Source organism: Nocardia heshunensis, from assembly GCF_054782115.1.
In genome coordinates this window covers 151,259-164,064 of record NZ_BAAGTC010000020.1, presented here as the reverse complement: position 1 = coordinate 164,064, position 12,806 = coordinate 151,259, and the positions used below count along the sequence as shown (strand labels likewise).

General features: G+C 68.1%; 15 protein-coding genes and 1 riboswitch. Of the genes, 9 read left to right on the top strand and 6 right to left on the bottom strand.

Features of this window, described 5'->3' with window-relative positions:
- Positions 1–43: 43 nt before the first annotated feature.
- On the top strand, positions 44–1,168 hold the full coding sequence (locus ACYVN4_RS37005; protein ID WP_460727470.1) for an NADH:flavin oxidoreductase: 1,125 nt from the start codon (positions 44–46) through the stop codon (positions 1,166–1,168).
- A 110-nt stretch (positions 1,169–1,278) separates the two neighbouring features.
- On the opposite strand, the gene ACYVN4_RS37000 is transcribed toward ACYVN4_RS37005, so the two are convergent.
- Both ACYVN4_RS37000 and ACYVN4_RS36995 read right to left on the bottom strand, forming a co-directional pair.
- Positions 1,279–1,623: a hypothetical protein gene (locus ACYVN4_RS37000; RefSeq protein ID WP_460727468.1), complete on the bottom strand. Its 345-nt coding sequence runs from the start codon at positions 1,621–1,623 to the stop codon at positions 1,279–1,281.
- On the bottom strand, positions 1,616–1,918 hold the full coding sequence (locus tag ACYVN4_RS36995) for a hypothetical protein (protein ID WP_460727466.1): 303 nt from the start codon (positions 1,916–1,918) through the stop codon (positions 1,616–1,618). The genes ACYVN4_RS37000 and ACYVN4_RS36995 overlap by 8 nt, the downstream gene beginning before the upstream one ends.
- Positions 1,919–2,057: 139 nt before the next feature.
- Between ACYVN4_RS36995 and ACYVN4_RS36990 the strand changes: the two genes are divergently transcribed.
- The 7 genes from ACYVN4_RS36990 to ACYVN4_RS36960 all read left to right on the top strand — a co-directional run bounded on the left by ACYVN4_RS36990 (position 2,058) and on the right by ACYVN4_RS36960 (position 8,905).
- Positions 2,058–3,272: a DUF1800 domain-containing protein gene (locus tag ACYVN4_RS36990; RefSeq protein WP_460727465.1), complete on the top strand. Its 1,215-nt coding sequence runs from the start codon at positions 2,058–2,060 to the stop codon at positions 3,270–3,272.
- Positions 3,269–4,531, top strand: coding sequence for a DUF1501 domain-containing protein (locus ACYVN4_RS36985; protein ID WP_460727463.1), 1,263 nt, complete (start codon positions 3,269–3,271; stop codon positions 4,529–4,531). Before ACYVN4_RS36990 ends, ACYVN4_RS36985 begins: the two co-directional genes overlap by 4 nt.
- A 113-nt stretch (positions 4,532–4,644) precedes the next feature.
- On the top strand, positions 4,645–5,034 hold the full coding sequence (locus ACYVN4_RS36980) for a hypothetical protein (RefSeq protein ID WP_460727461.1): 390 nt from the start codon (positions 4,645–4,647) through the stop codon (positions 5,032–5,034).
- Between the two features lie 72 nt (positions 5,035–5,106).
- A complete protein-coding gene (locus ACYVN4_RS36975) occupies positions 5,107–5,775 on the top strand; it encodes a response regulator transcription factor (protein WP_460727459.1) in 669 nt (222 codons plus the stop codon).
- Complete coding sequence (locus tag ACYVN4_RS36970; RefSeq protein WP_460727457.1) at positions 5,772–7,094, top strand: sensor histidine kinase; 1,323 nt, start codon at positions 5,772–5,774, stop codon at positions 7,092–7,094. Before ACYVN4_RS36975 ends, ACYVN4_RS36970 begins: the two co-directional genes overlap by 4 nt.
- Positions 7,095–7,135: 41 nt before the next feature.
- Complete coding sequence (locus ACYVN4_RS36965) at positions 7,136–7,603, top strand: SRPBCC family protein (RefSeq protein ID WP_460727455.1); 468 nt, start codon at positions 7,136–7,138, stop codon at positions 7,601–7,603.
- Between the two features lie 153 nt (positions 7,604–7,756).
- A complete protein-coding gene (locus ACYVN4_RS36960) occupies positions 7,757–8,905 on the top strand; it encodes an alpha/beta fold hydrolase (RefSeq protein WP_460727453.1) in 1,149 nt (382 codons plus the stop codon).
- Positions 8,906–8,918: 13 nt separating this feature from the next.
- Here ACYVN4_RS36960 and ACYVN4_RS36955 read toward each other — a convergent pair whose 3' ends face one another.
- From ACYVN4_RS36955 to ACYVN4_RS36945, 3 genes are all read right to left on the bottom strand, one after another.
- On the bottom strand, positions 8,919–9,830 hold the full coding sequence (locus ACYVN4_RS36955; protein ID WP_460727451.1) for an ABC transporter substrate-binding protein: 912 nt from the start codon (positions 9,828–9,830) through the stop codon (positions 8,919–8,921).
- Between the two features lie 131 nt (positions 9,831–9,961).
- A complete protein-coding gene (locus tag ACYVN4_RS36950) occupies positions 9,962–10,768 on the bottom strand; it encodes an ABC transporter ATP-binding protein (RefSeq protein ID WP_460727449.1) in 807 nt (268 codons plus the stop codon).
- A complete protein-coding gene (locus tag ACYVN4_RS36945) occupies positions 10,765–11,796 on the bottom strand; it encodes a FecCD family ABC transporter permease (protein ID WP_460727447.1) in 1,032 nt (343 codons plus the stop codon). Before ACYVN4_RS36945 ends, ACYVN4_RS36950 begins: the two co-directional genes overlap by 4 nt.
- Before the next feature lie 52 nt (positions 11,797–11,848).
- Positions 11,849–11,965, bottom strand: a riboswitch (cobalamin riboswitch).
- 40 nt (positions 11,966–12,005) lie between these two features.
- On the opposite strand from ACYVN4_RS36945, the gene ACYVN4_RS36940 reads away from it, so the two are divergent.
- Complete coding sequence (locus tag ACYVN4_RS36940; RefSeq protein ID WP_460727445.1) at positions 12,006–12,131, top strand: hypothetical protein; 126 nt, start codon at positions 12,006–12,008, stop codon at positions 12,129–12,131.
- A 10-nt stretch (positions 12,132–12,141) separates the two neighbouring features.
- Here ACYVN4_RS36940 and ACYVN4_RS36935 read toward each other — a convergent pair whose 3' ends face one another.
- A complete protein-coding gene (locus tag ACYVN4_RS36935) occupies positions 12,142–12,726 on the bottom strand; it encodes a TetR/AcrR family transcriptional regulator C-terminal domain-containing protein (RefSeq protein WP_460727443.1) in 585 nt (194 codons plus the stop codon).
- Positions 12,727–12,806 lie beyond the last annotated feature (80 nt).

Genomic DNA, 12,806 nt, shown 5'->3' with positions numbered 1-12,806 from the left:
TTCTCAACCATCTACGTTGGCAAGTAACCATGAGGAGCTACCAGTGACCGTCGCCTCCGACACCTCCCGCGCAGCTCAGCTGCTGTCACGGCCCGTCGTGCTGAACGGACTGACCGTTCCGAACCGCATCGTCATGGCCCCGATGACGCGCATGTTCTCTCCCGGCGGCATCCCCGGCGACGATGTGCGGTCCTACTATGCGCGGCGAGCCGCGGCGGGCGTCGGCCTGATCGTCACCGAAGGCACCTACGTCGGCCACGACTCCGCGGGCCAGAGCGATCGGGTGCCGCGCTTCCACGGCGAGGATCAGCTGGCGGGCTGGGCCAAGGTGGTCGCGGACGTGCACGCCGCGGGCGGCACGATCGTGCCGCAGCTGTGGCACATCGGCATGGTTCGCGAGCAGGGTCAGGCGCCCGTCCCCGACGCCCCCGCGGTCGGCCCCTCCGGCATCCGCGTCGACGGCACCGAACCCACCGGCAAGGCGATGACCCAGGCCGACCTCGACGACGTCATCGCCGCCTTCGCCGAAGCCGCCGCGGACGCCGAGCGCATCGGCTTCGACGGCATCGAACTGCACGGCGCCCACGGCTACCTCCTCGACCAGTTCCTGTGGTCGCACACCAACCGCCGAACCGATTCCTACGGAGGCGATTCCGTCGCCCGCACCCAGTTCGCCGCCGAAATCGTCGCGGCCGTCCGCGCGGTCGTCTCGCCCACCTTCCCGGTGATCTTCCGCTACTCCCAGTGGAAGCAGGAGGCCTACAACGCCCGCCTCGCCGAAACCCCGCAAGAACTCGAAGCCATCCTCGCCCCCCTCGCCGACGCCGGCGTCGACGCCTTCCACGCCTCCACCCGCCGCTACTGGCTCCCGGAATTCGAAGACTCCGACCTCAACCTCGCCGGCTGGACCAAAAAACTCACCGGCAAAACAACAATCACCGTCGGCTCGGTAGGCCTCGACGGCGACTTCCTCCGAGCCTTCACCGGCCAAGGCGCCCCCCTAGGCAACCTCGACAACCTCCTAGACCGCCTCGAACGCGACGAATTCGACCTCGTAGCCGTAGGCCGAGCCCTCCTCCAGGACCCCGACTGGGCCGCCAAAGTCCTCGCAGGCCACACCGACGCCCTCCAGCCCTACGACGCAGCAGCCCTGAACACCCTGAGCTAGCGCCGCATTCCTCCCGAACAAGGTCAGGGAGTACTCACTGCGGAAATTCGCCCGATTTCCCGCACTGAGTACTCCCTGACCTTGTTGTCACGGTATGGGCATAGCGCAGCTCAGGATGCTTTGCGGTCTTCGTCGTGCTCGTGATTGGCGATGACGGCGAGGAGCTCCCGTACCCAGGCGGGTCGTTGTTCGCCGGTGTCTGCCTCGGCTAGGTCGCGCTCGATCAGGGATCGGATGTAGACCGACTGATTCATGCCGAGTTGTTTGGCACGACGCTTGCACGCCTGGTCGAGTTCGTAGGGCATCTTGATGGAGCGAGGAACCAGCACCGGTTCGGCGTCGGGGCCGACGACGATTCCGTGATCGGCTTCCGTCGTCGTCTCATCGGTGAACTCGAGACGGTCGACCATCGCGGCCACGTCGTCAGCGGTCATGTTGTCGAACGGGTCAGTCATCGTGGCTCGCCTCCCATTTCTCGAATTCGGCGGTCTGACTGTGATCGAGGTAGCGGGCTGCATAGACCTCGATGTCTTGGTCTCGTGGACGGGCATACACCGCGAGCGGAGTGCCGCTGTCGGTGCGGCCCCAGATCACGAAGGTCGTCAACCCGGTGGCCGGATCGGTGGCGGTCCGGAACCACACCGAGCGCTTCACGGTGATCCACGCGTCGATGAGGTCGAACACGTCGTCGGGATGAATCCCGGCGCGTTCCAGCATCCTCGCCAATGCCCAATACCATTCAATCGCCACCCATTGAGACTACCCACGAGACTACCGCAGGTGGGGCGCTTCGCGCCTGATGGATGGCTGAGGCCAGCGAGTTTTCAGTGCGGAAGGTGGTGCGGTTCGGCTCATGAATTCCTAACGGGCTGGCGGGGATGCTTTTCGTATGGATGAGTCGGGGGTTGCGCATGTGTTGCGGCGGACTACTTTTGGGCCGTTTCCGGGGCGGGTTGAGGGTTTCGCGGGGCGGGGGGATGGTGCGGTGATCGATGCGGTGCTTGCGGCGGAACCGTTGGTGTTGGGTACGCCGGTGTTCGATGAGGAGGTTGAGGCGGGGGCGGAGGGGCCGGTGGGGTTGTGGGTCAAAGGGATGGGGGATTCTCGGGCGGGGGTGCACGAGAAGATGGTGTGGTTTTGGCATGGGCATTTCACGTCCAGTCACGACAAGGTGGAGACGTGGGGGTTGATGTGGGGGCAGCATCTGGTGATTCGGGAGCATGCGCTGGGGAATTTTCGGGAGTTGGCGCGGGCGGTGACGGTGGATGGGGCCATGTTGCAGTGGCTGGATGGGGCGGGGTCGCGGGCGGAGGCGCCCAATGAGAATCATGGGCGGGAACTTATGGAGCTGTTCACCATTGGGCGGGGGAGTTATACGCAGGGGGATGTGAAGGCGGCGGCGGTGGCGTTGTCGGGGTGGAGTGTCGACGACGAAAAGGTGGCTTTCGATTCGGAGGCGGGGAATCGGGTGGCAGTGGAATTGCTGGGGCGGCAGGTTGTTTCGGCGCAGGATGCGGTCGATGTGTTGTGTGATCGGCCGGAGTGCGCGCGGTTCATTGCCGCGAAGTTGCATCGGTTTCTGGTCGGGACGGTGGCGTCGGAGCAGCGGGTGAGCGAGTTGGCGGCGGTGTTCACGCAGGCGCGGTTGGAGATTCGGCCACTGGTGGAGGCGATACTGCGGGATCCGTCGTTCATGGCGGCGGTGTATGCGCGGCCGCGGTATCCGGTGGAATGGGTGACCGCAGCTTTCGCAGTATTCGGAATCAATGATGCGGTCAAGGCTTTCGAGTTGATGACCGCGCTCGGGCAGTCGCCGTTCTATCCACCGAATGTGGCGGGCTGGCCGCCGGGGGATCGGTGGATCACGCCGGGCACCGTGGTCGCGCGGGCGGGATTGGCCGTCGAAGCGCCCGTGCTCGACGAGATCGCCGGTGCGCACGATCCGGTCGCAGCGGTGTTCAGGCGCGCAGCCATCTACGACCCGACGCCCCGAACCCGAACCGCTGCTACGGATTTGGCCTTCGAACTGCGCCGGGAACCGCAGCGCGCGGCCGCGGCCCTGCTCGCATTGGCGATCACCGCACCGGAATTCACGCTGGCATGAGCACGACAGACCTGAAGCGCCGCAGGTTCCTGCAGGCCGGACTCGCCACCGGTGCGGTCGCCGTGATCGGCGGAGCGGCCGGTTATCGGCTGCTGAATGCGCCCTCGTCCCCGTCGTTCTGGCATCCGCCCGCCCCGATCCGGGCCGCCGCCCTCACCGACCGCAAGCTGCTGGTCATCGAAATGGCCGGGGGCAGTGACGGTTTGTCGATGACCGTGCCCTACACCGACTCCCGCTATCGAGACCTGCGGCGGCACACCGCCATCGCCGCCGAACAGGTGCACGCCATCGGCGACCGCCTAGGCCTGCATCCGCACCTGAAGCAGCTCGCAGCCGCCGGTGTGTCGGTGGTGCCGGGCGTCGGCACCGCCAAACCAGACCTCTCGCATTTCGAAATGCAGCACCGCTGGCAGACCGGCGATCCCGAGGGCAGAGCCCGCACCGAAACCGGCTTCCTAGGCCGCCTGTGCGATCATCTCGGCGATCCGACCGCCCCCGCCGTCGGGGTCGCCTTGGGCGTCGGCCCCTCGCCGGCCCTGGCCTGCGAGCGCGTCACCACCCTGTCGGTGGATCATGGAACCGAGGGCCTGTTCCCGGTTTTCGAGGACGACAATGTCCGCGCCGCCTGGCTCGCGGCCCAGCGCGCCATGGCTCACCCCGACCGCGCCGATGCCCCGGCCTTCGCAAGGGCCCGGGCGGGAAGCGCGGCGGCCCTGCGCTTCTCGGATGTCGCGGCCACCCTCTCCCCGGCCGCCGACGGCTACCCCGAGACCGACCTCGGCGTCCAATTACGGCTCGCCGCACGGCTGCTCGCCGACGACAACCACGGCCTGCGCATCGTGCACGTCCCCATGGGCGCCGATTTCGACACCCACACCGCCCATCCCGACCGCTACGCACAACTCATGACCGACATCGACGATTCACTCGCCGCCTTCCGCCGCGACCTGACCGCCCGCGGCATCGCCGACCGTGTCCTCATCGCCGCCTACAGCGAATTCGGCCGCCGCGTCCCCGACAACGACTCCGCGGGCCTCGACCACGGCGCGGCCGGAACAGCCCTGCTACTGGGCCCGACCAACCCCGGCATCTTCGGCGAACCCCCCTCCCTGCGCACCCTCGACGCCGACGACAACCTCCGTGCCACCGTCGATATGACCGAGTTCTACGCAACCATTGCCGAAAGCTGGTTCGGTATCCCCGCCACCGACGTCCTCCCCGGCACACCACGCCCACTACCCGGGGTGGTTGCCGTCTGAGGGTTGAAGCGCGCCGCCATCGCTGGGAACTCCGGCGGGACAAGGTATTCGGGGGCGTGCCAGGCGCGGGAGGATGGCGCAGGATCGGAGGGGTGTTTGCTTGGGTGCCCGCGATGGGGTTCGAGGTGGCGGCGTGGGATGCGCCGGGGCCGGTGGAGCAGCAGTTGTACGAGGCCATTGTTGCCGGGGACTGCCATACGTATCTGGAGATCCTGTCCGAGAACGAGCTTTTGCACGGACAGCCGGAGGGGGTGAGCTCGTCGGGGGAGTTTCGCGGAACCTATTGGGAGCCACTGCTTCAGGCGGAGTGTCTCGCCTTTCAGACCCTCGGGATGTATCGGGAGTTCGCGAGCGACAAGGTTTATGTCAGGGCCGACCTCGGCTCGCTCGCGGCGAATTGGCCCGAGTCGATCGGGTGGCTCGCGATCAACCCGGGTACGCCCTGTGCCGCGTTCTTCGGCACCGCGCCGGTCTACCGCGCACTCTGGCCGAGGCGCTCCTGACTCGGGCAGGTCCTCATCGAATCCTCATCGGAGGTTCGGGAGACTGCGGGGGTGGGCGCGGCGGGTGTTGTAATGGGACAGGTGCGGGTACTCGTGTGCGAGGACGACAGGGATCTCGGCGACGAGGTCGCGGCCGGTTTGCGGGCGGCGGGGTTCGCCGTCGACCTGGCCCGGGACTATGCCGATGCCGACCTGAAGATCGCGGTCAATACCTACGACTGTCTGGTCATCGATCGCGGGTTGCCCGACGGTGACGGGCTGGACCTGGTGCGGGCGCAGCGCGACTCCGGTCAGCGCACCCCGGTGTTGATGTTGACCGCTCGCGACGCCCTGGCCGACCGCCTCGACGGGTTCGCGCAGGGCGCCGACGACTATGTGGTGAAGCCCTTCGCCATGGATGAGCTTGCCGCGCGGGTACAGGCATTGTGCCGTCGCCGGGAATTGCCCGCCGCGACCCGGACCGTGGTCGGGACGCTCACGGTGGATCGCCCGCGCCGGCGCGTGCACCGTGCGGGCACGCTGCTCACCTTGACTCCCAAGGAATTCGGCGTGCTGGAGCTGCTGGCCGCGCGCGCCGGGTCGGTGGTGACGCGCGCCGAGCTGATCGAATGCTGCTGGGACGAAATGGCCGAGCCCGCCTCGAATGTCGTCGATGTGGTGGTCGCGCAGCTGCGGCGCAAACTCGGTGAGCCGCCGTTGATCGATACCGTGCGCGGCGTCGGATTCACCATCGCGCCATGAGCATCCGGCAGCGGCTCACCCGGTCGCCGCGACCATCCGGATCGCCCGCGCAGGGCGGTCCGTCGAGCGCGCGTCCCACCACACCCGGGCGGCTGCGCCGGACCCGCTGGCTGCTGACCGCCCTGTTCACCGGCTTGACCGCGATCTGCCTGATCGTGCTCGGATCGCTCGCGGCCTCCATCGACGCGCATTCCCGCGACCGCGAGCTGGACGCCGGGATCGACCGCGTGGTGACCGGTCTCGCGCGCGAGGTCTATTGGACCGAGGACGGCACCGTCGATCTGGAGACCGTGCGCGCCGACGAGGATCTCGTCGGCGGCCCGGACCCGGTCGTGGTGCTGGTGCGCGATGCGAACAACGCGTGGCAGGAACCGTTCGTGCACAGGCGATCCGGACTACCCGCCGTCCTGACCGGCCTCGCCCAGGACGCCACCGCATCGGAGGAAACCCAGTGGCACACCCTGATCGACCGTGACGGGGACCGGGTGCGGCTGGCGGTCGCCCCGGTGTACGACAACGACGGCACGATCGGCGCCATGGTGGTCGCGGGCGCCGACCCCGCACCCGGCGACAGCGACCACCACCGCCTGCTGCTGGCCCTGTGGGGTGGCGGCGCGGCACTGGTGGTGCTGGCGGGCTTGGCCGGACACCTGTTGTCCGGCGCGAGCATGCGCCCGGCACTGCGCATGCTCGATCAGCAGGAGCGCTTCCTGTCCGAGGCCTCGCACGAATTGCGCACGCCCCTGGCGACTTTGCGCCTCTACCTGGATGCCGCGCTGCGCGATCCCGCGGAGACCCGCCGCGCCGTCACCGACGCCCGTTCGCTCACCGACCGAATGGGCCGCATGGTCGCCGGGCTGCTGGCCCGCACCCGCGCCGAAACCGGTGTGGGCGAACTGGATCGGCAACGGCTGTACCTGGATCAACTGGTGGAGGGCGTGGCCGCGGAGTGCGGCGGCGAGGTGTCGGTGGTGACGGAACCGACCGCGGTGCGCGCGGACCCGGATCTGCTGGCGCTGGCCGTGCGCAACCTGATCGACAACGCGCTCGTGCACGGCGGCACACCCGTCGAGGTGCGGGTCGCGGCCGGACAGGTGATGGTGCGCGATCACGGACCCGGCCTGGATCCCGAACTCGCCGACCCGTTCCGGCGTGGCGCGGTCGGCGCGCGGGGCCAGCACGGCATCGGGCTGTCGCTGGTGCGCTGGGTGGCCGAGGTCCATTCCGGTTCCGTCACACTGGATCCCGCGCCGGGCGGCGGCACCCTGGCCACGCTGTCGCTGCCCGAAGCGCCCGAGGACTCGCCGAACATCACGTGAACCTGTCGTGATCTTCATCACATCGAGCGTAGGGTGGCGCCGTGCCCTCCACCCGAGTAGAAAAGTTCGTCGGTGCCCCGCGTTCGAATGTCTTCCGGGCGCTCCTGGATGCGCGTTCGGTCCGAACGTGGATGGTCCCCGACGGAATGACAAGCCGCGTCCACGAATTCGACGCCCGCGTCGGCGGCCGCTTCCGCATCTCGCTGACCTACGACCTGCCCAACTCGACCGGTAAGACGACCGCGCACACCGACACCTTCCACGGTGTCTTCGCCCGCGTCGTCCCCGACCGCGAGGTGGTACAGACCGTCGAATTCGAAACCGAGGACCCGGATCTGTGTGGCGAAATGACCGTCACCTACACCCTCGACGACGCCCCCGGCGGCACCCGCGTCACCGCCCGGCACGACAATCTGCCGCCCGGACTGTCCCCGACCGACAATGAAGTCGGGTTCCGTATGTCGCTGGCCAAACTCGCCGGACTGACCGAGCACGCCGCCCGGCACTGACCCCCACCCCGCCTCTCGGCCGGAATCGATTCGGTTCCGGCCGAATTCATGCCCGAGTGGACTCCTCCACGCGCAGGTGACAGCAGCCGTACCAGGAGATGGCCACCAGGACAAGCCTGGATGAAACGCCGGAAATTCGTACAGTTGATTGGTATGGCCCTGCCGGGTTTCCCGAATCCGTCCGGAGTCGCCGAGTACGACGATCGGCGGCGTCGCGATCGGCTGCGCTCGACCCGGACCGGTGCGGGGTGGGTGCGGTGGCGCAGAACCCGTCTGATGTTGCTGCGGCTGAGCCTGATTCCGCTGGTCACCCTGGGTGCGTTCGCCGAATACCTGGGTGCGGACGTGTTGCCCGAACAGGATCGGCTGGCCCGCACCGAACCCGCGGTGCTGCCCATCGCGGGACCCTCGGACCCGCAGGCGGGCGATACCGCCGTCTTCGATCTGGTCGGCCTGGGCGTGCTGGACGCCACCGACACCGCCCGCGCCCTGCCGTCGCTGCGTCAACTCGGGTCGGTGTGGGCGGTGCGCTACGACCAGACCGGTATCGACACCAAGGTCATCGCGGACCTGATCGTGAAGGTCACCGACGCCGCCAAGGTGTCGAATGTGGTGCTGGCCGGGCACAGCATGGGCGGGGTGATCGCGCTGGAGATCGCCAAGCACCTGCACACCGGCAGCGCCAAACGGGTGCGCGCGGTGATTCTGGACTGCACGCCGGTCGACCTCGACGCGGTCCGGCCCGAGAGCCGCGACCAGGGCGAGGAGATGCTGCGCTGGATGGGCTGGGTGCCCGGGGCGCGCGAGAGCCGACTGCTGCGGCTGATCGTGGAAACCTATGCGCGCCATGATCGTTTCGTGGGCGGCCGGTACGTGATCCGGGGCGCGGAGTTCCGCTCGGCCATCGAGGATGTGCTGCGCGACAAGATCCTCAACACCGACGCCGCCAGCAACGGGCTGATCGAGGCGCAGTTCAAGGCGATCGTGGCGGGCGGCGCGGTGGACGATCTGCGGGCACTGGCCAAGCCCGCCGCGGGCAAACCGCGCCCGGCCATCGTGTTCATTCGCCCGCACAATCCCTACGACGACCCGATCGTGGATGTGACGTACTCGCACAAGGTGCTCATCGACCAGGTCGGCGGAGTGGACGGGACACTGCTGGTGGTGACCACGCACACCACCGGGCACGCCAATCCGATCGAGCGGCCGCAGGAATACAACACGGTGATCGCCAACCAGGTGGTGCCGTTCGTGCGGCAGATCCAGCACGACGAGTCGACGGTGGTCTACGTCGGCCGCTGACCGCGCCGGCCCGTCAGCGCACGGTGTCGTCGGAGGCGGGGTGAATCCCCGACTGCGGCACCAGATTCCAGCGTTCCAGCTGTGCCCGCACCTGTTCGGCGGCGTCGATGTTCAACGGCCCGCTCGTCCACAACGCGTACGGCAGGTTCAGGAACCGCCCCTCGGTGACGGCCCGCAGATTCTGGATGCCCGGCTTGCCGCGCAGCAGATCCACCTTCTGCTGGAACGTCTGCGGCGGATAGTCCACGAACACGATGGCATCCGGATCCGCGGCCGCCACCCGCTCCCACGACACCGCCGTCCAGGTGTCGTCCACATCGTCCAGCGCGTTCCAAGCCCCCGCTGCCTCCAGAATCGCCTGCGGCGCACCGAATTTCCCACTCGACATGATGGTGTCGGAAGCACTGTCGAACACGAACACGGTCGGCCGCTTCGCCGCCTGCGGTGCCGATAGCAGCGCCGACAGCCGCCGATCCAGATCGCTGTTCACCTGCGTCGCCTTGTCGACGCGTCCGGTGATCGCCCCCAGCGCGGTGAGATCGGTGCGCAATGCCGTCCACGCATCCACCACACCCCGCTCACCATCGGGCCGTCGGCAACTCTCGGTCAGCACATACGGCGCGACCCCCGCCGCCCGCAACGACTCCGGCGTCAGATTCGCCGCCTCCGAGTACCCGTAATTCCACCCCGCCACCATCACATCCGGCCGCTGCGCGAGCACGGTCTCCCGCGAAGGATAATCCGGCGCAACAGAATTCAACTTGTCGACCGCATCCCCATAATGCTTCCGCAGCGTCTCCGCATCCCGCTTCAAACTCGACACGGCCACCGTCTGCTCCTGCGCCCCCAACGCCAGCACCATCGAAATCAGATTCCCGTCATTGACGAACATCCGCTGCGCAGGCGACGGAAACTTGCTCTCCACCCCACAATTCCGCACCGCCAGATTCCCCGACGCCGCCTGCGGCGACCCACACGCCGCCACTGCCCCGAGCGCGGCAACGACAGCCAGCGGCCGCACCCACCGCGCTAGCCGGGCGGGGGAAGAAATCGTGCTCAAGACAGTGCCTTTCGTCCGGTGATGATCAAATGGGTGCCGCCCGCATCCGGGTCCGGCACCCGATGCGCCCGCACGCCGAAGACTTCGTCGAGGATCTCCGGCCGCAACGCCGTCTCGGGCGGTTCGAGCGAGTAGGCCCGGCCTTGGTCGACCACCAGCACGCGATCGCAATACCGATCCGCCAACGCCAGATTGTGCAAACTCATCACCACGGTCCGAGTCAATTCCCGTGCCAAAACCAGCAATTCGAGCTGATGCGTAATGTCCAGATGATTGGTCGGCTCATCCAGCAACAACACCGGCGTCTTCTGCGCCAACGCCCGAGCCAACAGCACCCGCTGCCGCTCCCCACCCGAGAGCCTGCTCACTGGCCGCGGCGCGAACCCCGCCAGATCCACCTGTCGCAGCGCCGCTTCCACGACCGCCCGCTCATCCGGCCCGCCCGCACCCCACGGCGGCAGATACGGTGTCCGTCCCAACGCCACCAACTCGCCCACCAGCAGATCCTCCGGTGGCTGCTCGTTCTGCCCGACCAGCCCGACCAACCGGGCCCGCTCCCGCGCCGGAACCTGGTGCAGTGCACGACCATCCACCGTGACCGAGCCGGATATCGGCCTGATCAGCCCGGCCAGCGTCCGCAACAATGTCGTCTTCCCGGCCCCGTTGGGCCCGACGATCCCCACCGTTTCCCCGGGCCGAACCGTGAACGCGACACCTTCGAGTACGGTCCGTCGACCGGCAGCGCAACTCAGCTCCGACACCTCGAGCGTCCCTCCACCGGAGACGACGGATAGGTCCGTCATGCGGCGCCGAAGGTGTAGCGGCGGCGGCCCATGAGGAGGAGGAAGGCGGGGGCGCCGATGAGGCCGGTGAGGACGCCGACCGGGATTTCGGTGGGGCGGACCAGGACTCGGGTGGCGGTGTCGGCCACGACGAGGAACAGTGCGCCGCACAGGGCGCTGGCGGGGAGGAGGATGCGATGGCGAGGGCCGACCACGAGGCGAGCCGCGTGGGGAACCACCAGGCCGACGAAGCCGATGCCGCCGGAGACGGCGACGAGGATGCCCACCAGGACCGCCAGCAGGATGAACAGGGCAATGCGTAGCTCGCGCACCGGGACTCCGATGGAGGCGGCGGCGTCGGAGCCGAGGTTGAGGGCGTCGAGCCAGTTCGAGGCGAGGAGTAGGGCCGTGAGGGCGGCCGCTACCACGCAGGCGGGCAACAGGATTCGGGTCCAGTCCGCGCCGGAGAGGCTGCCGAGCAGCCAGAACAGCACCGATTGGGCGGCCGAGGGGTCGGCGCTGCGGAAGATCAGGTAGCTGCTGAAGGCCGCGAACGCGGAGGCCAGCACCGTGCCCGTGAGCACCAAACGCAGTGGGGTGAGGCCGCCTTGGGCGATGGCGATCAGGAAGACGGCTGCGGCGGCGAGCAGTGCGCCGGTGAGCGCGCCTGCCGACAGCGCCCACAGTCCGGCCCCGGCGAACATGCCGGAGGTGATGACCGCCGCCGCTCCGACTCCCGCGCCGGAGGAGACGCCGAGCAGGTAGGGGTCGGCGAGGGGGTTGCGGACCAGGGTTTGCATGGCCGCTCCGGCCACGGCCAGCCCCGCGCCGACGATGGCCGCGAGAATCGTTCGCGGCACCCGCAATTGCCAGACGATGGTGTCGAGCCCGAGGTTTGCCGGTGCGCCGCCGGTGATTCGCTGGCGCAGCACGTCGAGCACATCCGCGACGGGAATGGTCTGCGCTCCGAATCCGGTGGCGACGATCATGGCCGCGCACAGCAGGATTCCCAGCACGGGCAGGGCGAGCGATGTCCGCGCACGGCTCATCGCGGTGGCTCCTCGGGCAAAACGCGGCCTCTCCAGAGAACTGCGCGGCGGGGGAGGTCTGACTCGTACCGGTCACCCGGTACTCACAGTGGCGCGACCGCTCCGGATTCTCACCGGATTCCCGCACCCGCCGTCGATGACCGGACGGACTCTACCGTTCGGAAATATCGGGATGCGGAGCGGCCGGGCGTGCGCGTATGTTGCCGGGCATGATCCGAGTGCGCGTCGCGGCGGCCGTGATCGCCGCTTTCGTCCTGTTGCTCACCGGCATGCTGTGGCAAACCACCGACGGCGGTGCGCAATTCGTCTGGTTCACCGACAGCGTCTATCCCTAGCCCTGCCGGGCTAACGGACGCGGGTGCCGAGCAGGTGCCGGATGCCGCTGACGAACAACTGCAGGCCGAAATCGAAGCGAGCGGTCGCGTCGGTGGTGTCGTAGAGCGGCGAATGCTCTTCCGCCAGTGCCCCGACCGAATCCATCTGGATGCGGGACTGCTCGTCGACGGTCTGGCCGAGCACGTAGTACAGCAGCGTGTACGCCGACAGATCGGCTTCCTCGCGCGTCATTCCCGCCCGAATCGCGGCGCTGGCCAGCCGTTCCCGCCCCTTGCTGGTGGTGAGCCGGGAAGCGTAGGTGGCCGAGACCAATTCGGCCCCGTCCCGATAGGCGAGCAGACATTCCCGCAGCCGATGCGCCAATTCGGTGATCTGCTTGGACCATTCGTCGGCGACGACCGCCTCGTCCATGGGGGCGAGGATGCGGTCGCCGACCGCGCCGAGCAGGGCCTGCTTGTTGGGGAAGTGCCAGTACAGCGCCCCCGGCTGGACGTGCAGCGAGGTCGCCAAGCGGCGCATGGTCAGATCCGCCAGTCCGTACTGGTCGAGAATGGCGATGGCCCCGTCGACCACGTCCGTGCGATGGAGTTGCACTGAAAAACCCGACCCTCTCGTGTTCCCGCTCACGTTCCGGACTGCTAGCCTACCCTGAACACCGTTCAAGTTGGTCGGCC